We start from the raw sequence: 26,148 nt of genomic DNA, 5'->3' as shown, positions 1-26,148 counted from the left end.
CGTGACTCAGAAATGAGGGGGTCTCGCATGGGGCGTGGCCGTCAAAAGGCGAAGCACACCAAGATCGCGCGTGAGCTGAAGTACGACACCTACAATGTCAACTTCTCCTCGCTCGAGAAGGAGCTCGCTCATTCCGACGACGATCAGTACGTCGACAAGTGGGCTGACCAGTACTCCGACGAGTACGAGGACGAGAAGGCCTGACCGGGCTCATCACCATGCGCCGTGGCGCTGCTCCCACTCGTCCTCGATCGTGTGGGGACGCGTGACGACGATCCCCGCGGGGATCGCAGCGAGCATCAGCACACCGACCATGATGAGCGGGGCCGTCCAGTCGCCCGTCGCTTCGTGCAGGAGCGCGAACGAGATGGGGAACACCGCGGCCACGGCATAGCCGACGCTCTGCGCGAATCCGCTCAGAGCGACAGTGCCCTCGTGCGTCCTCGTCTTGCGCTGGATGAACACCAGCGCAGCCGGGAACAGCATCTGCGGCGTGCCCAGCAGCACGACCCACAGCACGACGGCTGATCCCGGCGCGATGAGCAGCCCCGCGACGGCGACGAGCCCGGCCGACGCCGCGACGGCGTAGATCGGGCCGAGCCGCTGCCACCGCGTGATGACCAGCGGCACGAGGATCGACCACGGCAGCCCCATCGCACCGAACAGCGCGAGGAGCGACCCCGCGGCGGCGTGCGATACGCCCGCGAGGTCGACGAGGATGATCGGCAGCCACGCGAAAGACGCGTAGACGCTGGATGCCGACACCGCGAAGGTGACCGCGACGGCCCACGCCATCGGCAGGCGCACGAGCCGGCTGAGCACGTTCGGCGACGGAGTCGGGGCGATCACCGCATCCGCCGACGCCGCCGCGATGCGTGACCGGCGCAGCGTCACGAGCCAGGGGATCACCGCGAGCACGGCGAACACCGACCACAGCCCGAGGGAGAACCGCCAACCCGCCGTGTCGGCGATCGGCACCGCCACCAGCGGCGGCACGAAGGCCGCGACGGCGAGCATCGTCGAGTAGACCGCGGTCATCGTCCCGACCCGGTCGGGGAAGTACGTCTTGATCAGCGGCGGCAGCACGACGTTGCCGATGCTGATCGCGGCGAAGAGCACGGTCGTGGCAATGAGCAGGATGCCGGCATCCGGCGCGAGCGCTCGACCCAGCAGCGCGGCCCCGGCGACGACCATCGCGGCGACCGCGAGGCGCTGCAGGCCGAACCGTCGCTCCAGGATCGGAGTGATGACGCCGAAGACCGCGAAGCACACCGGCGGCGCCGCGCCGATGAGGCCGGCCACCCACGACGGCACGCCGAGGTCCGCGTCGATCTCGGTGAGGATCGGCGACAGCGACGCGACGGCCGAACGCAGCGAGAAGGCGACGAGGATGACGCCGAGGAACGCGAGGACGCGTCCCCGCCAGAGCGAAGTCACGACTGCTGGGTGCCCTCGACCCAGCTCAGATACTCCTCGCTGACCGTTCCGGTGACGTAGCGCCCGTCGAAGCAGCTCATGTCGAGGTCGACGATGTCGGTGCCCTCGACGATCGCCGCTTTCAGGTCCTCGATCTCCTGATAGACGAGGTAGTCGCAGCCGAGCTCCTCCGCGATCTCGGGGATGGTGCGGTCGTGCGCGATCAGCTCGTGACGAGAGGGCATGTTGATGCCGTACACGTGCGGGTAACGCACCGGCGGCGCGGCCGACGCGAACGTGACGCTCTTGGCACCGGCATCCCGGGCCATCTGGATGATCTCCTTCGACGTCGTGCCGCGCACGATCGAGTCGTCGATGAGCAGGACGTTCTTGCCCTTGAACTCGCTCGACATCGCGTTGAGCTTCTGGCGCACGCTCTTCTTGCGCACGGCCTGGCCCGGCATAATGAACGTCCGGCCGACGTAGCGGTTCTTGTAGAAGCCCTCGCGGTACTCGATGCCGAGCTTGCGCGCGACCTGCATCGCCGCCGGACGCGATGAGTCGGGGATCGGCATGACGACGTCGATCGCACCCTGAGGGGTGTACTTGGCGATCGTGTCGGCGAGACGCTCGCCCATGCGCAGGCGAGCCTCGTAGACCGAGATGCCGTTCATGATCGAGTCGGGGCGGGCGAGGTAGACGTACTCGAACGAGCACGGCGCGAGCTGCGTCTGCTGCGCGCACTGACGCGTGTGCAGCGTACCCTCGGCGTCGATGAACACCGCTTCGCCGGGCTCGACGTCGCGCACGACCTCGAAGCCGCCGTTCTCGAGCACGAGCGACTCCGATGCCACGGTCCACTCGTCGCGGCCGTTCTCGGCCCGGCGGGTGCCGAGGATGAGCGGACGGATGCCGAACGGATCGCGGAAGGCCAGCAGGCCGTGGCCGGCGATCAGGGCGATCGCGGCGTACGAGCCCTCGACACGCTCGTGAACGCGCTCGACAGCCTGGAAGACCTGGTCGGGGTCGAGGTCGAGGCCCGAGATGGTGGCCTGCAGCTCGTTGGCGAGCACGTTGACCAGAAGCTCGGTGTCGGAGCTGGTGTTGAGGTGGCGGCGATCCTTGCGGAACAGCTCGTCGGTCAGCTCGCGGGTGTTGGTCAGGTTGCCGTTGTGCACCAGCACGATGCCGTACGGCGCGTTGACGTAGAAGGGCTGCGCCTCTTCTTCGCTCGACGCGGTGCCCTTGGTGGCGTAGCGGACGTGGCCGAGCCCGATGTTGCCGAGCAGCGACCGCATGTCACGCGTGCGGACCGCCTCGCGCACCTGCCCGTTGGCCTTGAAGATGTGGAAGACGCCGCTGTTCTCAGCGGTCGCGATGCCCGTCGAGTCCTGGCCGCGGTGCTGCAGCAGCAGCAGGGCGTCGTAGATCTCCTGGTTCGCCGGGGACTGCCCGACGATTCCGACGATTCCGCACATAGGGGGTCAGTTAACTCCTGCTTCGCGGTACCCGCCGACCAGGCGCACGGCCCCGCCGTCGACGCCCTTGGCGCCCTGCTCGTAGTCGCCCGCGGGACGCGGGCCCGTCGAGACGACACCGACCTGCCAGGTATCGATGCCGTCCGCGCGAAGCGCCGCGATCGCGGCATCCGCTGCGGCCGGCGACACGACGGCGAAGAAGCCGATGCCGAGGTTCCAGGTGCCCTCGGTGCGCTCGAGCTCGAGGCCCCCGAGGTCTGCGAGCACGCGGAAGACCGGCGACGGCGACCATGTCGCACGATCGACGTCGACCCAGGTGTCCTTCGGCAGGACGCGCGCGAGGTTCGCCGCGATACCGCCGCCCGTGACGTGGCTGAGGGAGTGGATGCCGTCGCCGAGCTCGGCGATCAGGCGCAGCAGCGGCGAGGTGTAGAGGCGCGTGGGCTCGAGCAGCTGCTCGCCCCAGGTGCGGCCGAAGTCCGCCGCCTGGTCGCCGTAGCCGATGCCCGCACCCGTGATGATGTGGCGGATCAGCGAGTAGCCGTTGGAATGCGGGCCGCTCGAAGCGAGCGCGAGCACGACGTCGCCGTCCCGCACCCGGTCGGCGCCCAGCACCTGCTCGGACTCCACGACACCCGTCGCCGCACCCGCGACGTCGTAGTCGTTCACGCCCAGAAGACCGGGGTGCTCGGCCGTCTCGCCGCCGACGAGCGCGGTGCCCGTCGCAGAGCAGCCGTCGGCGATGCCGCGGACGATGTCGGCGATGCGCTCGGGCACGACCTTGCCGCACGCGATGTAGTCGGTCATGAAGAGCGGCTTCGCGCCGACCACGACGATGTCGTCGACGACCATGCCGACCAGGTCCTGCCCGATCGTGTCGTGCTTGTCGATGGCCTGCGCGATCGCGACCTTCGTGCCGACGCCGTCGGTCGAGGTCGCCAGCAGCGGCTTCGTGTAGCCGAGCAGCGCGCTCGCATCGAAGAGGCCGGCGAAGCCGCCGACACCCCCGAGGACTTCGTCGCCGTGGGTTCGCCGGACCGCCGACTTCATCAGTTCGACGGCGAGGTCTCCCGCCGCGGTGTCGACGCCGGCTTGGGTATAGGGATCAGTGGGACTCGAGGCCACGGCATCCAGAGTACCGGCCCGTGGAGCGGCCGAGCGCCGGGCGTGTCTCGGCGGCCCGAATCGGTGGTGATTCCATCGCGACACGGACCGGGGTCAGATGCCCTGCCAGGCGGGCTTGTTCGCCCACGCGTGCCGGTAGTACGGCGTCTGGTTCAGGGCGCTTGCGGCGGCCTCGTCGACGACGACGGTGACATGCGGATGCAGCTGCACGGCCGAGCCGGGCGCCGAGGTGCTGACCGGGCCCTCGACGGCCGCGGCGACGGCATCCGCCTTGGCTTCGCCGAACGCCAGCAGCACGAGGTGGCGGGCGCGCAGGATGGTGCCGATGCCCTGGGTGATGCAGTGCATCGGCACATCGTCGGGCGAGTCGAAGAAGCGGGCGTTGTCGGCCCGCGTCTCCTCCGTGAGCGTCTTGACCCGCGTCAGCGAGGCGAGCGAGCTGCCCGGCTCGTTGAAGCCGATGTGCCCGGTGCGGCCGATGCCGAGGATCTGCAGGTCGACCCCACCGGCGGCGCGGATCGCGGCCTCGTACTGCTCCCCCGCGGTCTCGATTCCGTCGAGGTCGCCGTGCGGCACCTCGATGCGGGCCGGGTCGAACCCGACGGGCTCGACGACCTCGCGCTCGATGACGCTGCGGTAGCTCTCCGGGTGGCCGGCGGGCAGCCCGACGTACTCGTCGAGCGCGAAGCCGCGCACGCGCGACACGTCGATGTCCTCGCCGCGCACGCGCTCGGCGAGGTGCCGGTAGACCGCGAGCGGGGTCGACCCGGTCGCCAGTCCGAGCACGGCATCGGGGCGCCGCTGGATGAGGTCGACGATCGCGTCGCCGACGAGACGGCCCGCCTCCTGCTCGCTGGGGACGATGACGACTTCGGCCATGACTCTTCCTTCTTTCGGTTCGGTCGGGAGGGCGGATGCCGGGGCTCGGCTCAGGCGAGCCCGAGGGTCTCCGACAGCACGAGGGCTGCGGCTCCCCGCAGTCGGAGGTCGCCGTGGGTCTCGGCAAGGCGCACGGTCAGGTCGTCGAAGAGGATCGGCAGCACGCGAGCTGCGATGGCTTCGCTCGCGGCGTCGATGAGCGCCCCCTCGATCAGCTCGGCCGGTCCGCTCAGCACGACATCCGTCAGCCCGAGCGTCGCGACGAGCGGTGACAGCGCGATGCCGAGGCACCGCCCCGCCTCGCGGCGAACGTGCAGAGCGGCCTCGGCGTCGGGCGCCGCTGCGAGCCGAGCCTCGAGCTTCGGCACCGACAGCCAGGCCTCGAGGCATCCGGTGCGGCCGCACGCGCAGACGGGCCCCTCGCCCTCCGTCACGACGACGTGGCCGATCTCGCCCGCGGCCCAGTTGCGTCCGTGGACGACCGCGCCGTTCACGATCGCGGCGGCTCCGACGCCGGCGCCGACCCGGACGAGCAACAGGTCGTGGTCGACCTTGCCGAAGCTCAGCTCGCCCATGCCCGCGGCGTTGAGCCCGTTGGTGACCGAGACCGGCAGACCGGTGCGGTCGAACAGGATGCCGCGGAGCGCGACGTCGTGCCAGTCCAGATGCGACGACTCGCGGACGACGCCCGCGCCGTCGACGACGCCCGGTGTCGAGACGCCGATCCCGAGGATCGGGGCCTCGGCCGTGCGGACCAGCCGGTCGATGAGGTCACCGAGCACGGCGAGCGCCTCGGCGCCGGTCGACCCGCCGCGCTCGACGACCTCGCGCGCGATGACGGTTCCCCCGAGGTCGACGACGGCGCCCTCGATCGTGTCGCCGCTCGAGATCGACACGGCGACCACGTTGCGCGACGACCTCGCCAGCGCGAGGGCCCGGGAGGGCGCGCCGGGCCCCGACCGGTGTCCGCGGCCGCTCTCGACGACGAGCTGCTCGTCGACGAGCTCACCGACCAGATCGGAGATCGTCACGCGCGAGAGTCCGGTCGCACGCGCGATGTCGGCGCGCGACAGCCCTTCCTCGCGGTGGAGCGCCTGCAGGACGAGGCGACGGTTGTTGCTGCGCGCGTCCTCGGGACGGATGCGGCGGCCGCGCGCCCTCGGCGAAGCAGCGCCTTCCGCTGACGTCGTAGTCATACGTTCCCCGATCGAGTACAGTTCCCGAGAAATAATTCGGAAACGTTCTTAACCAATACTGCCAGAACCCCGTTCCCCCGCGCACATCGGAGTGACCCGTGAAATTCTTCCAACGACTCGGCCGGTCGATCATGCTGCCGGTCGCCGTGCTACCCGTCGCCGCCATCCTCGTCGGGATCAGCTACTGGATCGCCTCTGCCGCAGGCCCCAACATCATCGCGACGTTCCTCGCCGCCGCAGGCGGTGCACTGATCGACAACATGGCCCTGCTGTTCGCGATCGGCATCTCGATCGGCATGGCCAACAAGTCTGACGGGACCTCAGCGCTGGCCGGGCTCGTGTCGTGGCTCACGATCACGACCCTCCTGAGCCCCGCAACCGTCGCCGGCTTCCTCGGCATCGAGGATGTCGCCGAGGTCGACCCCGCCTTCGGCAAGGTGCAGAACGTCTTCATCGGCATCATCTGCGGCCTCATCGGCGCCTGGGCCTACAACCGGTTCAAGGACGTCAGGCTACCGGACGCGCTGTCCTTCTTCTCGGGCAAGCGCTCCGTGGCGATCGTCACGGCCGGGATCTCGCTCGTCGTCGCCGCGGTGCTGTTCTTCGTCTGGCCCATCGTCTACGCGGGCCTGGTCATCTTTGGCGAGTGGATCTCGACCCTCGGCCCCGTCGGCGCAGGGCTCTACGGCTTCTTCAACCGCCTCCTGATCCCACTCGGGCTGCACCACGCTCTGAACTCGGTCTTCTGGTTCGACGTCGCCGGCATCAACGACCTCAACAACTTCCTCGCCGGCTCCAACGGCGAAGGCGTCTTCGGGGTGACGGGTCAGTACATGACCGGTTTCTTCCCGATCATGATGTTCGGCCTGCCCGGCGCCGCCCTGGCGATGTACGTCACCGCCAAGACCAAGCGCAAGAAGATGGTGTCGGGCATCCTCCTCTCGGCCGCCGTCGCCTCGTTCTTCGTCGGCGTCACCGAACCGCTCGAGTTCACCTTCATGTTCCTCGCGCCGTGGCTGTACCTCGTCCACGCCGTCTTCACGGGCATCTCGGTCTTCATCGCCGCGCTGCTCCCGACCCGCATGGGCTTCGGTTTCTCGGCGGGCTTCATCGACCTGGTGCTCGGCTGGATGAACCCGCTGGCTCAGAACCCCTGGATGATCCCGATCATGGGCGTGTTCTGGTTCGCGGTCTACTTCGTGGTGTTCCGGTTCCTCATCCTGAAGTTCCGACTGAAGACGCCGGGCCGTGAAGACGACGACGAGCTCGCAGCCGACATCGGCCCGGCGATCAACCGCGACGCGGGCTACGGCCCCACCGCGGAGAAGATGATCGCGGGCCTCGGCGGCAAGGACAACATCGTTCAGCTCGACAACTGCGCCACCCGCCTGCGGCTCGAGGTCGCCGACACGTCGCGTGTCGACAGCGACGCGCTCAAGCGCGCCGGCGCGGCGGGCACCATGGTCTCCGGGCCCAAGTCGGTGCAGGTGGTCTACGGGCTCAACGTGCAGTTCGTGAAGGACGCGATGGACGACGTCCTCGCGGGCCGCGAGGTCGAGCCGCCCGCGGCATCGTCGGCACCGCAGGGTGCGAGCACGGTGACGACCACCGCCCCCGCGGTGGTGCGGCTGCGTCAGCCCATCGCCGGCACGGTCGTGCCGCTCGCGCAGGTTCCCGACCCGATGTTCTCGCAGGGGACGATGGGTCCCGGCCTCGCGATCGACCCGTCCGGAGACACGGTCGTCGCGCCCGCGGACGGCACCGTGACCACGGTGTTCCCGACCGGTCACGCCGTGGGCATGACCCTCGACGACGGCACCGAGCTGCTGATCCACGTGGGCATCGACACCGTCGACCTCAAGGGCCGTGGGTTCCAGGCGCTCGTCCAGCAGGGTGAGGGCGTGCACGCGGGGCATCCGTTGCTCCGCATCGACACGGGCGTCATCCGCGGCGCGGGCTACTCCCCCATCACGCCGGTCATCGTGCTGAACAACGAACACGCGTCGATCGAGTTCGAGTGACGCCTCGGCCGGTGCCGAGCGCGATCGTCTCGGCACCGGCCGCACCCCACCACCCCCGCTCTAAACTGGCGCCATGAGCGCGGCGAAGACTCCCGAGTGGGTGGTGCGGGAGGATGCCGCGCCCTCGGTCGTCGTCGCGCTGTACCTGCGCCAGGTGCTCGGCATCCGCACTCCGGATGAGCTGCCTCACCTGCGTGGGATAGAGCCGACACCCGTCGAGCGCGACCCCGAGACGCAGGCGGAGCTCGAACGGCAGTGGCGCGCGTACTGGGAGATGACGGTCGAGCCGCTCGCGCATCCCTCCCCCGTGCCGCTCGATCTCGTCGACGGCTTCGACACTCTCGTCGCGTTGCCCACCGAGGGGTTCGAGCGACTCGAGCGCGAGATCCGCCCGCACGCGGCGGAGGCGGTGGCTTTCGCGCGTGACGTGCACGCCCGGTACACCTCGCGCTCGTCGGGCGCCGGCGCCGTCGCCTACCGCGCGTATGCCGGGGCGCTCGCGCAGCACGAGCGCCGCATCGGGCGGCGGGCGCACTCGTTCGAGCTGAACGTGCAGGTGCTGCCGCTGAGTCAGCGCGGCGTGTGGTGGATCGGCGCGCTCACGATCGCCGTCACCGACGGACTGCGCAGCGACGTCGTGGCCTTCGACGCAGCGATCGCACCGATCATCGCCGAGATCGCCTGACCCGCGAGAACCGGGCCCGCGTCAGGCGTCGTCGACGGCGCGCACGCGCTCGTGGAGGATGCGGACCTCGCGCGTGCGGCGACGTGCGGCGCGGTCGAGCACGAGGGCGATGACGCCCGCGATCGCCATGCAGACCGGGATGGCGCCGAGCGCGATGAACCCGAACACCTGACCCGCAGAGTACTGCAGGCCGGTGTTGGTGCTGACTCCCTCATCCGGGATGCCGAACGTCAGGGCCAGCGCGACGATGATGCCCGCCGCGGCTCCGAGCAGGAGGAACACGCTGTACTTGGGCACGCGACGCACGCGCGCCGACTCGACCCGTTCGGTGATCTCCTCAGCCATGACTCCATTGTCGCACCGCCCGAGCAATGCCCGGGCGGTGCGACGAGAGGGCTCAGCGAGTCGTCAGAGCGCGCTGCGGCGACGACGCGTGAACGACACGGCGAGCGCGCCGATCAGCAGCATCCCGGCACCCAGCCACAGGGTGTCGACGGGAGCCTGTCCACCGGTCGCGGCGAGGGTCGCGTCGGTCGAGGCGTCGCACGGCACCTCGGCGCCGAGCGGGAACGTGATGCTCACGGGATCGAGCGCCTCGCCGGCCGAGTAGAAGCCGGCGAAGGCCTCGGCGCCCGCTGCCGTCAGCGTGGCCGATGCACCCGTCCAGCTGATCCGATTCGCCGTCGTCGTGGCGGCGGGCAGCGAGAGCGTCGCGAAGACGACGCCGTTCGCGTTCACGTCGGGCGAGCCGTTGTACCCCTTGGACTGCACGTTCACGATCAGCGAAGCGGTGTTCGCGCCGGTGATCTGCACGCGCGGGTTCGACAGGGTCATGTCGAGCAGACCGCTGTGGCCGGTGTAGTGCACCGAGCCGCCGAAGCTGACGCGGCCGCGGTCGTTCTCGGGGCTGTACGCTCCCGAACCGCTGCCCCAGCCGCCGGAGATCTCTCCCTTGGCGATCGGGCCCGTGATGTACGAGCGGTACGACTCCTTCACACCCCACTCGATCGTCGCTCCCGAGACCGACCGGGCGACGCACGACGGTGCGGCCGGCGACTCGACGGCTGCGGCGACAGCGGCAGGGGTGACCCGGAAGGGGGCGGATGCCGCGACGACGCCGCCGACGCTGAGCTCGAGCGTGTGGTCGCCCGTCGCGAACCCGGCGGGAACCGCCCACGAGAACGACACGCGTCCGCCGGCATCCGCCGTCGCCGAGCCGATGGTGACCGGCTCGGAGTGCGCGACGGCCGTCACGACGTCACCGGGTGCGAAACCGCCGCCGGTGAACTCGAGCACGCCGCCCTGGGCGACGGTCGCCGAGCCCGCGAACGCGACGAACGGAGCCGTCGGCTGAGCGACGGTGACGTCGGCGAAGGCGTCGAGCGTCCGGTCGGTGATCGACAGCGCGTGCGCCGCGGACGTCGCGACGTGGTAGCTCTTCGTCGGGTCGAGCGAGCCCGCGGGAACCGTCAGCTCAACCGTGAACGCGCCGCCCACGATCGACGTCGGACGGACCCAGGCCAACTGCACCCAGCCCTCGGCGGGGAGCGGTCCGGCCCCGGCCCAGACCGACTTCTCACCGAAGAGGACGTACGCGCCGTTGGCGGCGCTGTCGCCGACGAAACCGGTGCCCGAGACCGTGAGCGTGTGGGCCACGGCCGGGTCGAGGTCGGCGTTCGGTGTCACCGTGATCCTCGGGCTCTTCGTCGGCTCGGGCTGCGGCGCGACCGCGGCCCACGTCACAGGCACGAAGAGCTCGTTGTCGGGCTGCAGGCCCTGCGACGCCTTGTTGCCGAAGGTGAAGACGCCGAGGCGGTAGTCGTCGCCGGGGCGCTTCTCGTTCGCGGACTTCTCATCGACCTGGACTGTCCACGTGAAGTCGACCGTGCCGTCGGCGTTCTCGGTCCACGGGAGGTTGGCGTCGCCGGTCGGCTCGCCCGAGACGCGGACGTACGAGACCGAGGGGCGAGCGGAGTTCGCGGCGCCCTCGGAGGGCTTCCAGGTCTCGGCGACCCAGCCGAAGCGCAGCGCGAAGCCGGCGCCGACCTCGCTCTGGCGGTAGTTGCGTCCCTCGACGGTGAGCGTGGCACCGCTCGGGTCGACATCCGTGTTCGGGGTGACCGTGAGCGTCGGCGCGGGGAGCGGCTCGGTCGGCGTCGTGGCCGCGAACGACACCACGGCCTTCGCGTCCTGCGTGCGGTTGGTCATGCCGGTGTGATCGGCGATCGTGTAGACCGCCGTCGTCTCGCCCTTCGGCGCGACCGTCAGCGTGGTCTCGAACGAACCGTCCTCCGCGAACTTCACCATCGTCGCCGTGGTGGGGTTCGAGGTGACGAGCTTCGCGCCTCTCGTGCATCCCGCCGCGATGAAGGCGAAGTCGACCTCAGCGAGCGGGCGGTCGGTGCACGTCGTGAGGTAGATCGGCTGAGCCGGGTCGTAGCCCGTGCCCGTGACGGTGATCTCCTCGCCCGCGGGGTCGAGCCCCGTCGACTTCGAGAGCGTGAGCGTGGGCACCCGCGCCGGAGTCTCGGGCTCGCTCGCCTTCGCGGTGACCGTGTAGCTCAGCGCCGGTGCGGTCGAGGCGGAGTAGGCCGTGGCGTCGGCCGGGGTGAACGCGGCCGCGATGCTGTGCGTGCCGACGGCGAGCGACGAGGTGACGATGCTCGCGACGCCGCCCTCGACCGGCGCCGAGCCGAGCGACGCGTCGCCTGCCGTGAACGAGACCGCCCCGGATGCCGCCGGCGAGACCGTCGCCGTCAGGGTGACGTCGGCGCCCTCGACGGCCGTTCCATCGGGTGAGGCCGACAGGGTCGTCGTGGTCGACTCGGCGACGACCGGGAAGAGCGCGGCCCAGTCGATCGAGACGTCGGCGCGGGCGAGGAGGTTCGCCTCGGTGGGGAACGAACGAGACGGCCACGAGATGACCTCGTAGGCCTTCGTGCGATCGAGCTCGCTCGCGATCTGCTCGAGGCTTCCGGTGATCTCGCCCGCGGTGGAGACGTCGAGCGAGGCGTTGGGCGTGGTCGCCTGGTCGACCGTCAGGTCGCCCTTCTCGACGAGGGCGACGTAGGCGTGCCGGCTCGGCTGACCCGGGTACTGGGGAGCGACCTCGAAGCCGGTGCCGGTGATGGCGACCGTGATCTTCTCGTTCGCGACGACGGTGGTCGACGTCGTCAGAGTGGGGCCGGCGGCCGTTGCCGGCGCGGCGACACCGACGACGGCGGCCATGGCGACGAGCGCGCCGGTCAGCACGCTCGCGAGCGGACGCTGCAGCGCCGCCCTCCTGGTTCTCAGCATGGGAACCCTCCGAATCTCGATGCAGGTGAAGCTCGCGCGTCGGGCACGCGACGAGAGTTAGCTTAGCCTTACCTAATCGAAGTTTGTGAAGTCCCTGACAGTCATTGCTCGGCGTGACGGCGCGGCAGGATGACCGGACGGCCGGTGTCGGGGTCGTCGAGCACGCGCACCGGGGTGCCGTAGACGGCCTCGACCCGGTCCGCGGTCAACACGTCGCGCGGGTTCCCCCGAGCGACGAGCCGGCCGCCGTCGATCATCGCGACCTCGTCGGAGTATGCCGCGGCGAGCGACAGGTCGTGCAGCACCACGACCACCGCGCGCCCATCCCGCGCGAGCCGCCGCGCGACGCGGAGGACCTCTTCCTGGTGCCGGAGGTCGAGGGCTGCGGTCGGCTCATCGAGCAGCACGACGGGGGTGTCCTGCGCGAGTACTCGAGCCAGCGAGACACGCGCCTTCTCGCCACCCGAGAGCGACGGGTAGGCGCGATGGAGCAGGTGTGCGACATCCGCTCGCTCGACGGCTTCGGCGATACGAGCGTCGTCGAGGCGGGCGCGCTCGGTTCCGATCCAAGGAGTGCGCCCCATCGCGACCACCTGGCCCGCGGTGAACGAGAAGGCGACCTGGTTCGACTGCAGCAGCACCGACCGTCGCCGCGACAGCTCGCGGGCCGACCACTCGCCCACCGGACGCCCGTCGAGATGCACCGCGCCCGAGGTGGGCGCGCGGTCGCCTGTCAGCAGGGAGAGCAGGCTCGACTTTCCGGCGCCGTTGGGCCCGACGAGAGCGAGCAGCCGGCCGTAGCCGACATCCGTCGCCACGTCGTCGAGGATCGTCGCCTCACCCGACCGCAAGCTCGCGTGCCGCACCTCGACGGCCACGCCCGTCACGACCAGCCCCCGGCGGTGCGGCGGGTGCGGCGGATGAGCCAGAAGAAGAACGGTCCGCCCACGAGCGACGTGAGGATGCCGATCGGCAGGTCTGCCGCGACGACGATGGTCCGCGCGAGGAGATCGGCGTAGACGAGCACGACGCCGCCGCCGAGCGCCGAGAGGGCGATGAGCCCCCGGTGCGCGGGCCCGACCAGCATGCGGATGATGTGGGGCACGACGAGGCCGACGAACGCGATGATGCCGACGAACGCGACGGCGACGCCGGTCAGCAGGGCGACGAGGACGATCGACCCGACCCGCAGCGCCTCGACGCGCACACCGAGGTGGGCGGCGGTGCGATCGCCGAGCGCCAGAAGGTCGTAGCGGCGCGCGAGAGCGAGGGATGCCGCGGTGCCGAGCGCTCCGACGAGGGCGACGACCGCGACCTCCGTCCAGCGCGAGCCGTTCATCGAGCCCAGCTGCCAGAACACGATCTGCTCGCGCGACGCCGTGTCTCCCGCGAACATCAGGAGCGCCAGCGCGGCCCCCGCGAACGCATTGACGGCGATGCCCGTCAGGATGAGCGTGATCGACTCGGTCCGGCCCTGCGCGCGGGCAGCGGCATACACGACCAAGGTCGCGACGAGACCGCCCGCGAAGGCGCAGACCGCGATCGACCACGGACCGAGGAACGAGAAGCCGAGCGTGATCGCTGCGGCAGCGCCGACGGCCGCGCCCGACGAGACGCCAACGACGCCCGGCTCGGCGAGCGGGTTCGCGAAGATCGCCTGCATGACGGCACCGGCGACCGCGAGCAGCGCACCGACCAGAAGCGACATCGCGACGCGCGGGAAACGGATCTGCCACAGCGTCTGCTCGATGAGCGGCTCGGTCGGCGCCCACGAGCCGGGCATGCCGAGGGCGCGGAGGACGGAGCCCACCACCTCGGCGGGACCGACCGGCAGCTGACCGAGCCCGGCCGAGAGCACGACGCCCACGACGAGCAGCACCGCGCTCACGATCGCGACGAGAACTCCGCGGCGCCCAGCGGCACGCCCGCTCACGACGCGGGATCGGGCGCGTAGACAGCGCGTGCCAGCGCGTCGAGCACCCCCGCGCTGCGCGGCCCGAACGACAGGATCTGCCCGTCCGCCATGTCGACGAAGCGGCGATGCTGGCCGGCTGCGGTCAGCGCGATCGCGGGCTTGTCGGAGAGCAGACCGTCGACGCCGCCGACCGATTCGAGCCCGGCGGTCATCACGAGGATGAGGTCGGGGTCGGCGGCGACCATGGCTTCGTCGGTGAGCGGCTGCATGCCGTTCCAGCCGAGCTCGCCGGCGACATCGACGCCGCCGAGCGCGGCGATGAGCTCGTCGGCGCCCGATTCGGAGCCGAAGAGGTAGTACACCCCCGCCGTGCCGCGCAGGTAGAGGAAGACCATGCGCAGCCGGTCCGCCGCGGCCGCCGGCGCAAGCGCGGCGATCTGGGCACGCGTCTGGTCGACCTCGCTCGCGATGCGCTGGGCGAGCTGCTCGCCCGTGTCGGGTACGCCGAGTACGTCGCCGACCGTCCGCGCGAGATCGGCGGCACCGTCGAACGAGGCGGAGCGCTCGACGAAGACCACCGTGATGCCGACATCCCGCAGTTGCTGCACGACGTCGACCGGTCCGATGCTGCCGTCGGTGATGACGAGGGTGGGGGCGAGGCCGATGATCGACTCGGCGTTGACCGTGTGTCCGCTGCCCGTGACGACCGGCAGGTCCGCCGCGCCGGGGAACGTCGTCGAGACGTCGCGGCCGACGAGCTCGCCGCCGAGGCCCAGGCCCCAGACGGTCGCGGCCAGCGAACCGGAGAGGTCCATCGCGATGATGCGCGAGGTGTCCGTCACCGTCACCTCGACGTCGCCGGTGAGATCGTGCGAGCTCACGGTGACGGGCAGGCTCTGGGTGGGATCCGTCACGACCGGCTCGACCGCGGCGTCGGCGAGGACGGCGGTCGAGGGGCCCTCGAGCGAGCGCGGGTCGGTCACCGGCGCCAATTCGCTCAGCGGGGGTCGGTCGATCACGACCTGGCCCGCCGCCTCGCCGTGAGACGTCGCAGCCGGAGCGCAGGCGCTGAGCGACAGGGCAGCAGCGGCGAGCGCCGCGACGAGGAGTCGCCGCATCTTCACGCGGCCGGCCCTTCGTCGGCGTGATCGGCGGGCCCACCGCCGGCACGCGCCTTCCGCTGCTTGCGACGCGAGGCGACGATCGCTGCGGTCGACCCGCCGATCGTCGCGACGAGCGCGCCGCCGATAGCGGCGAAGAGCGCGACCGGCAGCGCGCCGCTCGATCCGCTCTCGTCATCGCCCGCCTCCGCGGCATCCGCGGCGGGTGATGCATCGACGACGGGCGATGGGTCTGCCGTCGGGGTGGCAGCCGCGCACACACCGCTCGCGGTGAACGACAGGGGGTCGAAGGCGGTGCCGGTCTCGTAGTTGCCGAAGGCGGCGAACCCCTCCTCGGTGATCGCGGTGGCGGCATCCGCGGCGGCGAGAGTGAGGGCTTCTCCCGAGACCGTGTTCTCCAGACCCGCCAGGTCGACGGTCACGAACGGCACCTGGGGTGTCGTGACGACGGTGTCGTCGCCGGCGAGCGCGCTCTCCATCGAGACTCCGGCGAGGTCGACGAGAACACGCCCCGCCGCCGGCGCGATCTCGAGCGTGACGTTCTGCACCGTCGAGTCGAGCAGGCCGCCGTGCCCGGTGAACCGGATGCCGCCGGGGAAGGCGATCGAGCCGGCGCCGGTCGCGGGGTCGTAGCTGCCCGTGCCACCGGCCCAGGTGAACGCGGGCGTCTCGTAACCCACGCCGCCGAACGGCTCCCACGCACCCATTGCGATGGAGCCGGAGATGTACGAGCGGAACGACTCCTTGAAGCCCCACGTGATGGTCGCGTCGGTGATGTCGCAGACGGGCGGCGAGGTCGCGGCGGTCCGCTGCTCGACGGGCGCGGCGTCGCCGATCGCGAGGGCGGGGCTCGCGACGCCGAGGACGATCGACGTAGCGGCGAGCACCCCGAGGGGCGCCCGGGACAGAAGGGAAGAGCGCACAGCAGACTCCAGAGATAAGGTCAGGCTTGCCTAACCTTATCGGAGCCGGTGTCAGGGTCGCAGTGGCAGCAGCGCCCCGAGATCGGCGCGGGTGCCCGACGCGCGCAGCCGGCCCGCGGCGGCGGCATCCGCCCAGGCGAGGTCGCCGAGGGCGAGGGCGATCCACGTCGCGGCATCCGTCTCGACGACGTTCGGCGGGGTGCCGCGCGTGTGCCGCGGCCCTTCGACGACCTGGACGGCACCGAACGGCGGCACGCGCATCTCGACCGAGTTGCCGGGCGCCTTCTCGACGAGCAGCTGCAACAGGTAGCGCACGGCGGTCGCCAGGTCGGTTCGAGCGGGCTTCTCGCCGGACGCATCGGCGGCGGCGACGGCGGCGAGCGCGGCGCGGCCATCGGCGGTGAGGATGCTGCGGGCCATGGGTTCCACGCTAGCCCGGTCGGTAGGCTGGCCGGGTGAAGATCCTGGTCCTCGGCTCGGGCGCGCGCGAGCACGCCATCATCCTCGCTCTCGCCGCGGAAGGCGCAGGTCACGACCTGCTCGCGGCCCCCGGCAACGCCGGCATCGCCCGCGATGCCGAGATCGTCCCGGGCCTCGACCAGAACGACCCGGTCGCCGTGACGGAGTTCGCCGGCAGCGCCAACGTCGATCTGGTCATCGTCGGGCCGGAGGCCCCGCTCATCGCCGGTGTCGCCGATGCGCTGCGCGAGCGCGGCATCCCCGTCTTCGGCCCCGGCAAGGTCGCCGCGCAGCTCGAAGGATCGAAGGCGTTCGCCAAGCGCGTCATGGACGAGGCCGGCGTGCCCACCGGGCGCGCCGTGCGGGCGCGGAGCCGTGCCGAGGTCGAGACGGCGCTCGACGAGCTCGGCACCCCCCATGTGGTCAAAGCCGACGGCCTCGCCGCCGGCAAGGGCGTCATCGTCACCGACGACCGTGAGGCGGCGCTCGCCCACGCCGACACCTACCTCTCGAGCGGCCCAGTGCTGATCGAGGAGTTCCTCGCCGGCCCCGAGGTGTCGCTCTTCTTCGTCTCGGACGGCGACACCGTCCGAGCCCTGAGCCCGGCGCAGGACTACAAGCGCGCCTACGACGGCGACGCCGGCCCGAACACCGGGGGCATGGGCGCCTACTCGCCGCTCCCCTGGCTCGCCGACCGGTTCGGCAGCGAGGCCGGATTCGTCGCCGAGGTCACGCGCGACGTGGCCGAGCCCGTCATCCGCCACCTCGACGCCGAGGGCACACCGTTCATCGGCCTGCTCTACGCGGGCCTCATCCTCACCGAGTCGGGCATCAAGGTGATCGAGTTCAACGCGCGGTTCGGCGACCCCGAGACGCAGGTGGTGCTCGCGCGGCTGACCTCGCCGCTCTCGGAGCTGCTGATGGCCGCGGCGAGCGGGCGACTGGAGTCCGAGCCCGATCCGACGTTCTCGGACGATGCCGCCGTCACCGTCGTGCTCGCGAGCGAGGGCTACCCCGACAACCCGGTGACCGGCCGGGCGCTGACGGGGCTCGACGCCGCGGCATCCGTCGAAAGCGTGCACCTCGCGCACGCTGCGACCGCCGAGTCGGTCGACGGGCTCGTCGCCACGGGTGGACGCGTGCTCAACGTCGTCGCACGCGGCGCCGACTTCACCGAGGCTCGCGACCGCGCCTACCGCGCCCTCGCGGAGATCAGCCTCGAAGGCTCGCACCACCGCACCGACATCGCCGCCCGCGTCGCGGACTGAATCCACGGCAGGGGCGGCCCGACGGAGCGCGACGGGGTCAGCGCTTGGCGAGGTGCGCGGGGCGCTTGAGGAAGATCACGACGATCACGGCGACCCCGATGACGATCGCCGGCAGGATCATGGCCTGCGCCATCGCGGCGGAGAAGCCCTCGGCGATCGCGGGAGGCATCGCGCCGCCGCCACCGCCGAAGTCGCCGCTCGCGGCATCCCCGCCACCCGGCAGATTCGCCGTCAGTCGCGACTGCATGTAGGCCGCGATGGCCGCCGAGCCGATCACCGAGCCGACCGTTCGGGTCGTGTTGTAGATGCCCGAGCCGGCCCCCGCCTGACGCGGCGGCAGGTTGCGGGTCGCGGTCGTGGCGAGCGGCCCCCACATGCCGGCGTTGGCGACACCGATGATCGCGGCAGGGATGAGCAGCAGCAGCACCGGGGCCTCGGTGTTCATGAGCAGCGCGTAGCCGACGAGGCCCACGACCATCAGCGTCAGGCCGGGGACGAGCAGCAGACGCGGGTCGACCCGGTCGAGGATGCGGCCCGCCAACGGTGCGAGCGCGCCCGACAGCACCGCCATGGGGACGAGCAGCAGCGCCGACTGCGTCGGCGTCAGGCCCCGGGCGAGCTGCGTGAAGAACGCCATCGGCAGCGCCATGCTCGTCACGGTGAAGCCCACCGCGGCGATCGCGAGGTTCGAGATCGCGAAGTTGCGGTCGCGGAAGAGCTCGAGCGGAACGAGGGGCTCGCTCTTGGTCCGGCCCTGTGTCCAGACGAACACCGCCATCACGACGACACCCGCGGCGATCATCGCCCAGATGCCGGCGGCCCACTCGTAGTGCTCGCCCTCCTGCAGACCGAAGACGATGAGGAAGAGCCCGATCGCGCTGAGCACGACCCCCACGACGTCGAAGCGGTGCGGGTGGGTCTCGAGATGCGGCACCAGGCGCCACGCCAGCACGAACGCCACGACGCCGACGGGGATGTTGACGAAGAAGATCCACTCCCACCCGAAGCCGTCGACGAGCAGGCCGCCCGCGAGCGGTCCGACGAGCGTCGCGACACCGGCGGTCGCACCCCACAGCCCCATGGCCGCGCCGCGGCGCTCGGCGGGGAACGTGCGAGTGATGACGGCCATCGTCTGCGGGGTCATGAGAGCGGCGCCGAGACCCTGCACGGCTCGCGCGATCACGAGCACGGCGAGCGAGCCCGAGAGCCCGCAGGCGAGCGAGGCGATCGTGAAGATCGCGAGCCCGATCAGGTAGATGTTCTTCGGTCCGAACCGGTCGCCCAGGCGGCCGGTGACCAGCAGCGGCACGGCGTACGCGAGCAGGTACGACGAGGTGACCCACACGACGTTGTCGAGGTTGCCGGTCGACGGGTCGAGCGCGGCCTTGATCGCGGGGTTCGCGACCGAGACGATCGTCGTGTCGACGAGGATCATGAAGAATCCGATGACCATCGCCCACAGGGCGGGCCACGGGTTGACGGCGGGTGCGGCGCCTTCGGGGGCGCGGACGGTGCTGGTTCTCTCGCTCATGCGCGGGCGGCTTCTCTCTGTGCCAGGTAGCGGTCGGTCGGGGCGAGGTCGGTGACCCCCCACACGGTGTCGGGACGACGGATGTACTCGACCGCTTCGTCGAGCCAGGCGACATCCGCCGACAGCAGAGCCGTCTCGCGGTGCACCTCGATCCAGAACTGGGGATACGAGCCGCGCTCGATCGCGTGATCGCGCGCCTGACGGTGCGCACCGAGGGATGCCGCCAGGGCGTCCCGCCGCTCGCTGAGAAGCGCGACGACTTCGCCACGGTCGAGGTTGTGCGACTCGGCCAGCGCGACGCGGAAACGGTCGGGGCGGTCGATGGCGGGGAGCTCGCGCCGCACCCACGCGATCATCATGTCGGCGCCGGCCTCCGTGAGCGTGTAGGTCGTCCGTTCCGGACGGTTGCCGTCACGGTCGGTGCCGACCTCGGCGATGAGCCCCTGCCGCTCGAGGCGAGCGACCGTGTGATAGATCGTGCCGTGGGTCGGGGCGACGAGCCGGTCGGCCTTGCGCTCGCGCAGCAGACGGACCATCTCGTAGGCGTGCATGTCGTCCTCGTGCAGCAGCGCGAGCAGCATCAGCCCGAGCGGCGTGAGTCGGTCGACGGCATCCGGCATGGCACCCCCCTCTCGATTAGTCCATGTGGACTATACGCCCTTTTTCACGGGAGCGACGGTGGGCTCCCGGACGGGCCCCCACGATGCTCGTGAGGCGTGGACCGCGGCCTATCGAGCAACGCGCTAGTCCGATCGACGCCGATTGCAGCCCGCTGCATTGTGACGGAAGGGGATCGGATGCCAATATGAGAGCCGTCTCATATTGCGCAGAGACATTCGGGGGAGAAATGACTTCAGAAGACACGTCGCACTCGCGCGCCACTACGCCGCCGCCACCACCGCCACCACCGCCGGGACCGGCAACCCTCGCGGCCCCGCCGGTGCCTAACATGCACGCAACATCGGCCCAGTCGCCGCCCCGAGAGAGCTACCCCGCCGCGCCATCCGCTATGACCGTGCACGGACCGGGCTCGGCACAGCCCGCCCTGAGCGACAAGTCATTCATCGCGACCTGGCTTTTCGCTCTGTTCCTCGGAGTCCTGGGAGTTGATCGGTTCTACCTTGGAAAAATCGGAACCGGCATCATCAAGCTCCTGACTTTCGGCGGGCTCGGGATCTGGGCATTGGTCGACCTCATCATCACGCTGACGCAAAATGCCAAGGACGCCCGAGGCCTCGCGGTTCGAGGCGAAGGCAAGCAGCCGATGATCGCTTGGATCGTCACCGGTATCGTCGTGCTCGTCGCGCTCGTCGCCAACATCGGCAACGCCGCGAACAGCGTGTCGGATCGCGTCTCGGCTCCTGCCGTAGCCGCGCCCATCGATGACCAGACTGCGACCGAGCCCGCCGACGACGCGGCGGCGGCACCGGTCGACGACCGCGCCACCGTGCCGACCGTCGTCGGTTCAACTGTGGCCGAGGCGCGGGTCGCGCTGCAAGCCGATGGCTTCGTCCTCGTCGCCCCCGAAGGAACCGGGGACGACTGGCTCGTCACCTCTCAGAACGTCAGCGAAGGCACCAAGGCCGACGACGGAGCAGAGATCACGATCGTCGCTGAGGCCCCCGCGCCCGTGTTCTCGCTGGGGCAGCGCAACGCGGTCGACAAAGCCGCGAGCTACCTGTCCCTCATGGGCTTTTCGCGCACGGGGTTGATCACGCAGCTCGAGTTCGAGGGGTTCACCAACGAGGACGCCACGTTCGGCGCCGACAACGCGGGCGCGGACTGGAACGCCGAAGCTGCTGAGAAGGCCGCGAGCTACCTCGACCTCATGGCGTTCTCACGCCAAGGTCTCTACGACCAACTCGCCTTCGAAGGGTTCACCTCCGAACAGATCGAATTCGGGCTGGCAGCCATCGGCTACTGAACGGCGGGGGCAGACGACTCGTCCGCCCCCGCACTACCTGCACCTTCGTCTCGCTATCACGGAAGAATGCCCTCATGGAACCCGCCGCAATGCTCACGTGGACGCTGCAACAAGAGATCGCCGTTCCCGCCGACGTACTGCCCCTTCTGACCCAAGGCGAAGAAGCCGTCGCGTCATTCAAGACGTTCCGCGATTCCGCGACCTTCACCACGAAAAGACTGATCGTTCGTGACGCACAGGGCATCACAGGCAAGAAGGTCGAGATCTACTCCCTGCCCTACAGCGCGATCAACATGTGGTCATCCGAGAACGCGGGGACCCTCGACTGGAACTCCGAGATCGAGTTGTGGACGCGAGCCGGACACATCAAGGTGAAGCTTTCGAAGGGAGCCGATGTCCGACGCATCGACAGCCTGATTGCGTGGGCCGTTCTGCACGCACATTGACCGCGACTGCCGTGATGCTCGCCGCCCGGCTCAACTCGTCGCCGCGCTCCGGGATAATGGCCGGGTGAGCGCCCTCGATCTGCCCGGCTGGAAGCACGTCTACTCCGGCAAGGTCCGCGACCTCTATCGCCCCGCCGACGGCCCGGCCGACCGGATGCTGGTGGTCGCCAGCGACCGCGTCAGCGCGTTCGACCAGGTGCTCGAACCCGGAATCCCGGGCAAGGGCGAACTGCTGACGCGCCTCAGCCTGTGGTGGTTCGCGCAGCTCGCGGGCGCCGACGGCGGACGCCCGATCCCCAACCACGTCCTCGGGCTCCAGCCCCCGGCAGAGGTCGCGGGCCGGGCGATGGTCGTGCGCGAGCTCGACATGCAGCCGATCGAGTGCGTCGTGCGCGGCTACCTCACCGGCTCCGGCTGGGCGGAGTATCAAGACAGCGGCACGGTGTGCGGCATCCCGCTTCCCGCCGGCCTGCAGAACGGCGACCGGCTGCCCGAACCGATCTACACCCCCGCCTACAAGGCGCCCCTCGGCGAGCACGACGAGAACATCTCGTTCGAGCGTTCCGTCGAGCTCGTCGGTGCCGAGACCGCGGCCGCGCTGCGCGACGCATCGCTCGAGATCTACCGGCGTGCCGCGACCCTCGCCGAGAGCAAGGGACTCATCCTCGCCGACACGAAGTTCGAGTTCGGCCTCGACGCCGACGGGGTGCTGACCCTCGCCGACGAGGTGCTCACGAGCGACTCGTCGCGCTACTGGGATGCCGAGGCCTGGCGCACCGGCACGACGCCCGCCGAGCGCATGGCGAGCTACGACAAGCAGATCGTGCGCGACTGGCTCGCGGGCGCCTGGGACAAGACCGGCACTCCCCCGGCCCTCCCCGACGACATCGTCGAGCGCACCGCGGCGAAGTACCGCGAGCTGCTCGAGACGCTCGCCGGCTGACTCCGGTACCGTCCTTCGCGGCGCGGGTCGCGCGGCTCCGCGGAGCGCCGACCGGGCATCCAGGGATCTCACAGATAGGGTGGGGCCGCTCTCGCGCTCCATCCCGAATCCCTCATCCTTCCCGAGGAGTCCCATGCCCATCTGGTCCCTCCACGGCGACGGCCGCACCGTCGCGCGCGGCGCCGTCGTCAAGCCCGGCGAGCGCCTGAACTGGCCCGGCACCATCGCCATCGGCGCGCAGCACGTCGTCGCCATGTTCGGTGCGACGTTCCTCGTTCCGATCATCACCGGCTTCCCGGTCTCGACGACCCTGCTCTTCTCGGGTCTCGGCACCCTCGTCTTCCTGCTCATCACGCGCAACAAGCTGCCCAGCTACCTCGGCTCGTCGTTCGCGTTCATCGCCCCCATCACGGCACTCAACGGCGGCAACCGCCTCGAGACCGCCGAGCAGATCACGCAGGCGCTCCTCGGCGTCGTCGTCGCGGGCCTCCTGCTCGCGGCGGTCGGCTTCATCGTGCAGGCCTTCGGCACCGGCTGGATCGAGAAGCTCATGCCGCCCGTGGTCGCCGGAGCGATCGTCGCGCTGATCGGCTTCAACCTCGCCCCCGCGGCGTGGAACAACTTCCAGCTGCAGCCCGAGATCGCGACGGTGACCCTGTGTGCCGTCATCCTGTTCAGCGTGCTGTTCCGCGGGTTCCTCGGCCGCATCTCGATCTTCCTCGGCGTGATCGTCGGCTACGTCGTGGCCGCCGTCACCGGGCAGGTCGAGTTCGAGGCCGTCGAGGCCGCCGCCTGGTTCGGTCTGCCCGACTTCCACCTCGTGGCGATCGGGGATGCCGCGGCCTGGTCCATCGTGCCGATGTTCCTGCCGGTCGTGCTCGTGCTGATCGCCGAGAACGTCGGCCACGTGCGCGGCGTCGCGACCATGACCGACGACCCGTCGATCAACAAGCACACCGGTCGCGCCCTCATCGCCGACGGTGTCGCGACGACCCTCGCGGGCGGCTTCGGCGGCTCGGGCACCACGACCTACGGCGAGAACATCGGCGTCATGGCCGCGACCCGCGTCTACTCGACCGCCGCGTACTGGGTGGCCGGCATCGTCGCGATCCTCCTCGCGTTCTCGCCCAAGGTCGGGGCGGTGTTCAACACCATCCCGGCGGGCGTGCTCGGCGGCGTCACGACGGCCCTCTACGGCCTGATCGGCGTCATCGGCATCAAGATCTGGGTCGACAACCGCGTCGACTTCTCGCGCCCCGTCAACCAGTACACCGTCGCGGTGTCGTTCGTCATCGCGATCGCCGGGTTCGCGATGAACTTCGGCTCGCTGCAGTTCGGCGCGATCGTCCTCGGCACCATCGCCGCCCTCGTGATCTATCACGCGGGCAACGCGATCGCCCGCTGGCGCAAGACCGGCGCCGACGACGGCGGCCCCATCCCCGCGGTAGGCCCGCTGGGCGGCGACCCCCAGTAAGCGCAGCGCGCCCGAGTGCACGGCATCCCGTCGAAAGGACGACTTTCACACGCGAGGATGCCGTGCACTCGGCGTTTTGCCGTGCACTCGGCGCCACCCGGGGGGGGAATGACATGGGGGGTGTGGGGGTTGTGTATGTGTGTGAATGAGAAATTGGCGGATGCCACCAGGATGGGCGCCGTCACCCTGCTGGTCGGCGACCTCGACGCGATGACGCGTTACTACCGCGACGTCGTGACCCTGCAGGTGCTTGCCGCCGAGGGCGACACCGTCACGCTCGGGCGTTCCGGTCGACCGATCGTGATCCTGCGCCACGAGCCCTCGCTGCGCCACGCGGCTTCAGGGTCGGCGGGCCTGTTCCACACGGCGATCCTCTTCGAGACGCAGACAGCCCTCGCGGCCGCGCTCTACAGCGTCGCCCGTCACGCGCCTTCGACTTTCAGCGGCAGCGCCGACCACCTCGTCAGCCAGGCGTTCTACTTCACCGACCCCGAGGGCAACGGCATCGAGCTCTACTGGGACCGAGACCGCAGCACCTGGTCGTGGACCCACGGACAGGTCGAGATGGACACCCTCTTCCTCGATCCCAACGCCTTCCTGCGCGAACACCTCGACCCTGCGACGCTCGACGTCGCGGGCAGCGCCGCCTTCACGCCGTCTGATCCCGCCCGCGTCGGACACGTGCACCTCTCGGTCGGCGACGTGGCGACCGCACGGGCGTTCTATGTCGACGCCCTGGGGTTCGACACGACCGCGGCGCTCGGCGATCAGGCCCTCTTCGTCAGCGCGGGCGGCTACCACCACCACATGGCGATGAACGTGTGGAACTCCCGAGGGGCGGGGCCGCGCATGCCGGCGCTCGGGCTCGGCCGCGTCGACCTCGCCCTGCCGACATCCGACGATCTCGGGGCCCTCACCGAGCGTCTGCGTCATCACGGCATCGCGGTGCGCGACGACGGGCGGACGGTCGCGTTCGACGACCCCTGGAACAACACGCTCCACGCCGCCCTGGCCTGAGCGTCAGGCCACGCGTCAGGCCGAGCCGCGGACGATGAGCTCGGTGTCGAGGATCGTCACCTCGGGCGGAGACATCCCCGCGAGCCGGGCGAGCAGGACGTCGGCCATGCACTCGCCCTGCGTGAACGACGGCTGCCGCATCGTGGTCAGCTGCGGCTCGGTCGTCAGTGCGACGGGCGAATCGTCGAAGCCCACGACGGCGACCTCGTCGGGGATCCGGATGCCTTCGGCCGCGAGCACCTGCATCGCGCCGCGCGCCATGAGGTCGCTGGCGACGAAGAGGCCGTCGAGCGGCTCACCCGCCGCGAGGATGGCGCGCATGGCGACGGCGCCGGACTCGGTCGTGAAGTCGCCCTGCACGACGGGAGCCGGAGTGAGTCCCGACTCCGCGAGCGCCACGCGGTAGCCCTCGGCGCGGTCGACGCCGGCGGGCATGGAGGGCGGACCCGTGATCGCGCCGATGTGCCGGCATCCGCGGCCGATGAGGTAGGCCGTGGCATCGCGCGCACCGGCGACGTTGTCGACGTCGATGTAATAGTCGCCGGCCCGCGACCGCACCGGACGGCCGCCGTAGACCACGGGGATCGCGGCTGCGATGCGCTCGATGAACGTGTCGCTCGTGTGGTGCGACACGATGATCGCCCCGTCGACGGCGCCGCTGCGCACGTACTGAGCGGTCTTGTCGCCGGGGTCGGCACTGGCCATGATCAGGTTCAGCACGTAATCGCTGCGGCTGATGCGCGAGTTGATGCCCGAGACGACCGACGCGAAGAACGGATCGCCGAACACGCGGCTGGTGTCTTCTGGGACGACCAGGGCGATCGCCATCGTCGACCGGCTCGCGAGCGAACGCGCCGCGCGGTTGGGAACGTAGTTGAGCTCGGCGATCGCACGGCGCACCGACTCGAGCGCGGCCGGGCTGACGGCGGTCGAGCCGTTGACGACGCGCGACACGGTCGAGCGCGATACACCGGCGACGGCCGCGACCTCTTCGATGGTCGCGGCCGTCCGGTTCTGGTCGGAGATCACA

The 26,148-nt window shown here is 70.4% G+C and carries 24 protein-coding genes; 9 read left to right on the top strand and 15 right to left on the bottom strand.

What is annotated here, in order from left to right:
- Nucleotides 1–27 precede the first annotated feature (27 nt).
- Nucleotides 28–204 carry a DUF3073 family protein gene (locus C1N74_RS01055; RefSeq protein WP_023953093.1) on the top strand — a complete coding sequence of 59 codons (177 nt, stop codon included), beginning with the start codon at nt 28–30 and terminating at the stop codon, nt 202–204.
- A 9-nt stretch (nt 205–213) separates the two neighbouring features.
- Here the strand turns inward: C1N74_RS01055 and C1N74_RS01050 are convergent, their stop codons facing one another.
- The 5 genes from C1N74_RS01050 to C1N74_RS01030 all read right to left on the bottom strand — a co-directional run bounded on the left by C1N74_RS01050 (nt 214) and on the right by C1N74_RS01030 (nt 6,094).
- Nucleotides 214–1,437 (bottom strand): CynX/NimT family MFS transporter, encoded by a 1,224-nt coding sequence (locus C1N74_RS01050; protein ID WP_064955168.1) that lies wholly within the window; start codon nt 1,435–1,437, stop codon nt 214–216.
- The gene (purF, locus tag C1N74_RS01045; RefSeq protein ID WP_137749784.1) at nt 1,434–2,894 is read right to left on the bottom strand and encodes an amidophosphoribosyltransferase; all 1,461 of its coding nucleotides are present in this window, start codon (nt 2,892–2,894) and stop codon (nt 1,434–1,436) included. The genes C1N74_RS01050 and purF overlap by 4 nt, the downstream gene beginning before the upstream one ends.
- A 6-nt stretch (nt 2,895–2,900) precedes the next feature.
- Complete coding sequence (gene purM, locus C1N74_RS01040) at nt 2,901–4,019, bottom strand: phosphoribosylformylglycinamidine cyclo-ligase (RefSeq protein ID WP_023953099.1); 1,119 nt, start codon at nt 4,017–4,019, stop codon at nt 2,901–2,903.
- Nucleotides 4,020–4,112: 93 nt separating this feature from the next.
- Nucleotides 4,113–4,898 (bottom strand): glucosamine-6-phosphate deaminase, encoded by a 786-nt coding sequence (gene nagB, locus C1N74_RS01035; RefSeq protein ID WP_064955169.1) that lies wholly within the window; start codon nt 4,896–4,898, stop codon nt 4,113–4,115.
- A 50-nt stretch (nt 4,899–4,948) separates the two neighbouring features.
- Entirely contained in the window at nt 4,949–6,094 is a 1,146-nt protein-coding gene (locus tag C1N74_RS01030) for an ROK family transcriptional regulator (RefSeq protein WP_071918724.1), read from the bottom strand.
- A gap of 98 nt (nt 6,095–6,192) precedes the next feature.
- Between C1N74_RS01030 and nagE the strand changes: the two genes are divergently transcribed.
- Complete coding sequence (nagE, locus tag C1N74_RS01025) at nt 6,193–8,115, top strand: N-acetylglucosamine-specific PTS transporter subunit IIBC (protein ID WP_137749783.1); 1,923 nt, start codon at nt 6,193–6,195, stop codon at nt 8,113–8,115.
- 73 nt (nt 8,116–8,188) lie between these two features.
- The gene (locus tag C1N74_RS01020; RefSeq protein ID WP_023953105.1) at nt 8,189–8,800 is read left to right on the top strand and encodes a hypothetical protein; all 612 of its coding nucleotides are present in this window, start codon (nt 8,189–8,191) and stop codon (nt 8,798–8,800) included.
- A 21-nt stretch (nt 8,801–8,821) separates the two neighbouring features.
- Here the strand turns inward: C1N74_RS01020 and C1N74_RS01015 are convergent, their stop codons facing one another.
- The 7 genes from C1N74_RS01015 to C1N74_RS00990 all read right to left on the bottom strand — a co-directional run bounded on the left by C1N74_RS01015 (nt 8,822) and on the right by C1N74_RS00990 (nt 16,476).
- The gene (locus C1N74_RS01015) at nt 8,822–9,145 is read right to left on the bottom strand and encodes a hypothetical protein (protein ID WP_023953106.1); all 324 of its coding nucleotides are present in this window, start codon (nt 9,143–9,145) and stop codon (nt 8,822–8,824) included.
- Nucleotides 9,146–9,208: 63 nt separating this feature from the next.
- Entirely contained in the window at nt 9,209–12,097 is a 2,889-nt protein-coding gene (locus C1N74_RS01010; RefSeq protein WP_137749782.1) for an HtaA domain-containing protein, read from the bottom strand.
- Nucleotides 12,098–12,198: 101 nt separating this feature from the next.
- Nucleotides 12,199–12,990 carry a heme ABC transporter ATP-binding protein gene (locus C1N74_RS01005; RefSeq protein ID WP_375538060.1) on the bottom strand — a complete coding sequence of 264 codons (792 nt, stop codon included), beginning with the start codon at nt 12,988–12,990 and terminating at the stop codon, nt 12,199–12,201.
- Nucleotides 12,981–13,985 carry an iron ABC transporter permease gene (locus tag C1N74_RS16560; protein WP_023953109.1) on the bottom strand — a complete coding sequence of 335 codons (1,005 nt, stop codon included), beginning with the start codon at nt 13,983–13,985 and terminating at the stop codon, nt 12,981–12,983. The genes C1N74_RS01005 and C1N74_RS16560 overlap by 10 nt, the downstream gene beginning before the upstream one ends.
- 41 nt (nt 13,986–14,026) lie before the next feature.
- The gene (locus tag C1N74_RS16555) at nt 14,027–15,130 is read right to left on the bottom strand and encodes a hemin ABC transporter substrate-binding protein (protein WP_258318046.1); all 1,104 of its coding nucleotides are present in this window, start codon (nt 15,128–15,130) and stop codon (nt 14,027–14,029) included.
- 2 nt (nt 15,131–15,132) lie between these two features.
- The gene (locus tag C1N74_RS16550) at nt 15,133–16,056 is read right to left on the bottom strand and encodes an HtaA domain-containing protein (protein WP_258317963.1); all 924 of its coding nucleotides are present in this window, start codon (nt 16,054–16,056) and stop codon (nt 15,133–15,135) included.
- 51 nt (nt 16,057–16,107) lie between these two features.
- Complete coding sequence (locus tag C1N74_RS00990) at nt 16,108–16,476, bottom strand: sterol carrier family protein (RefSeq protein WP_023953115.1); 369 nt, start codon at nt 16,474–16,476, stop codon at nt 16,108–16,110.
- Between the two features lie 35 nt (nt 16,477–16,511).
- On the opposite strand from C1N74_RS00990, the gene purD reads away from it, so the two are divergent.
- Nucleotides 16,512–17,783 carry a phosphoribosylamine--glycine ligase gene (gene purD, locus C1N74_RS00985; RefSeq protein WP_112615787.1) on the top strand — a complete coding sequence of 424 codons (1,272 nt, stop codon included), beginning with the start codon at nt 16,512–16,514 and terminating at the stop codon, nt 17,781–17,783.
- A gap of 37 nt (nt 17,784–17,820) precedes the next feature.
- Here purD and C1N74_RS00980 read toward each other — a convergent pair whose 3' ends face one another.
- Both C1N74_RS00980 and C1N74_RS00975 read right to left on the bottom strand, forming a co-directional pair.
- On the bottom strand, nt 17,821–19,314 hold the full coding sequence (locus tag C1N74_RS00980; protein ID WP_137749780.1) for a DHA2 family efflux MFS transporter permease subunit: 1,494 nt from the start codon (nt 19,312–19,314) through the stop codon (nt 17,821–17,823).
- Nucleotides 19,311–19,934: a PadR family transcriptional regulator gene (locus C1N74_RS00975; RefSeq protein ID WP_023953121.1), complete on the bottom strand. Its 624-nt coding sequence runs from the start codon at nt 19,932–19,934 to the stop codon at nt 19,311–19,313. Before C1N74_RS00975 ends, C1N74_RS00980 begins: the two co-directional genes overlap by 4 nt.
- A 389-nt stretch (nt 19,935–20,323) precedes the next feature.
- Here C1N74_RS00975 and C1N74_RS00970 point away from each other — a divergent pair, with 389 nt between their 5' ends.
- From C1N74_RS00970 to C1N74_RS00950, 5 genes are all read left to right on the top strand, one after another.
- Nucleotides 20,324–21,238: an Ltp family lipoprotein gene (locus C1N74_RS00970; protein WP_242435547.1), complete on the top strand. Its 915-nt coding sequence runs from the start codon at nt 20,324–20,326 to the stop codon at nt 21,236–21,238.
- 74 nt (nt 21,239–21,312) lie between these two features.
- Nucleotides 21,313–21,684 (top strand): PH domain-containing protein, encoded by a 372-nt coding sequence (locus C1N74_RS00965; protein ID WP_137749778.1) that lies wholly within the window; start codon nt 21,313–21,315, stop codon nt 21,682–21,684.
- A gap of 64 nt (nt 21,685–21,748) precedes the next feature.
- Nucleotides 21,749–22,627 carry a phosphoribosylaminoimidazolesuccinocarboxamide synthase gene (locus tag C1N74_RS00960; protein ID WP_023953123.1) on the top strand — a complete coding sequence of 293 codons (879 nt, stop codon included), beginning with the start codon at nt 21,749–21,751 and terminating at the stop codon, nt 22,625–22,627.
- 133 nt (nt 22,628–22,760) lie between these two features.
- Nucleotides 22,761–24,101: a uracil-xanthine permease family protein gene (locus C1N74_RS00955; RefSeq protein ID WP_064955181.1), complete on the top strand. Its 1,341-nt coding sequence runs from the start codon at nt 22,761–22,763 to the stop codon at nt 24,099–24,101.
- A 171-nt stretch (nt 24,102–24,272) separates the two neighbouring features.
- Complete coding sequence (locus C1N74_RS00950) at nt 24,273–25,118, top strand: VOC family protein (RefSeq protein WP_258317962.1); 846 nt, start codon at nt 24,273–24,275, stop codon at nt 25,116–25,118.
- A gap of 15 nt (nt 25,119–25,133) precedes the next feature.
- Here the strand turns inward: C1N74_RS00950 and C1N74_RS00945 are convergent, their stop codons facing one another.
- The gene (locus C1N74_RS00945) at nt 25,134–26,147 is read right to left on the bottom strand and encodes a LacI family DNA-binding transcriptional regulator (protein ID WP_023953127.1); all 1,014 of its coding nucleotides are present in this window, start codon (nt 26,145–26,147) and stop codon (nt 25,134–25,136) included.
- Between the last annotated feature and the right edge of the window lies 1 nt (nt 26,148).

This window comes from Microbacterium sp. SGAir0570 (genome assembly GCF_005491085.2).
Classification (GTDB): Bacteria; Actinomycetota; Actinomycetes; order Actinomycetales; family Microbacteriaceae; genus Microbacterium; species Microbacterium arborescens.
This window is presented reverse-complemented; position numbering and strand designations above follow the sequence as displayed.

Bases quoted from the DNA above. Each gene is read 5' to 3' on its own strand.
- C1N74_RS00950 (WP_258317962.1), top strand. From the start codon at position 24,273: ATGGGCGCCGTCACCCTGCTGGTCGGCGACCTCGACGCGATGACGCGT.
- C1N74_RS01020 (WP_023953105.1), top strand. From the start codon at position 8,189: ATGAGCGCGGCGAAGACTCCCGAGTGGGTGGTGCGGGAGGATGCCGCG.
- C1N74_RS01015 (WP_023953106.1), bottom strand. From the start codon at position 9,145: ATGGCTGAGGAGATCACCGAACGGGTCGAGTCGGCGCGCGTGCGTCGC.
- C1N74_RS00990 (WP_023953115.1), bottom strand. From the start codon at position 16,476: ATGGCCCGCAGCATCCTCACCGCCGATGGCCGCGCCGCGCTCGCCGCC.
- nagB (WP_064955169.1), bottom strand. From the start codon at position 4,898: ATGGCCGAAGTCGTCATCGTCCCCAGCGAGCAGGAGGCGGGCCGTCTC.
- C1N74_RS01030 (WP_071918724.1), bottom strand. From the start codon at position 6,094: ATGACTACGACGTCAGCGGAAGGCGCTGCTTCGCCGAGGGCGCGCGGC.
- C1N74_RS01055 (WP_023953093.1), top strand. From the start codon at position 28: ATGGGGCGTGGCCGTCAAAAGGCGAAGCACACCAAGATCGCGCGTGAG.
- C1N74_RS00975 (WP_023953121.1), bottom strand. From the start codon at position 19,934: ATGCCGGATGCCGTCGACCGACTCACGCCGCTCGGGCTGATGCTGCTC.
- C1N74_RS00970 (WP_242435547.1), top strand. From the start codon at position 20,324: ATGACCGTGCACGGACCGGGCTCGGCACAGCCCGCCCTGAGCGACAAG.
- purF (WP_137749784.1), bottom strand. From the start codon at position 2,894: ATGTGCGGAATCGTCGGAATCGTCGGGCAGTCCCCGGCGAACCAGGAG.
- C1N74_RS00980 (WP_137749780.1), bottom strand. From the start codon at position 19,314: ATGAGCGAGAGAACCAGCACCGTCCGCGCCCCCGAAGGCGCCGCACCC.
- C1N74_RS01010 (WP_137749782.1), bottom strand. From the start codon at position 12,097: ATGCTGAGAACCAGGAGGGCGGCGCTGCAGCGTCCGCTCGCGAGCGTG.
- C1N74_RS00955 (WP_064955181.1), top strand. From the start codon at position 22,761: ATGCCCATCTGGTCCCTCCACGGCGACGGCCGCACCGTCGCGCGCGGC.
- C1N74_RS00965 (WP_137749778.1), top strand. From the start codon at position 21,313: ATGGAACCCGCCGCAATGCTCACGTGGACGCTGCAACAAGAGATCGCC.
- C1N74_RS16555 (WP_258318046.1), bottom strand. From the start codon at position 15,130: ATGCGGCGACTCCTCGTCGCGGCGCTCGCCGCTGCTGCCCTGTCGCTC.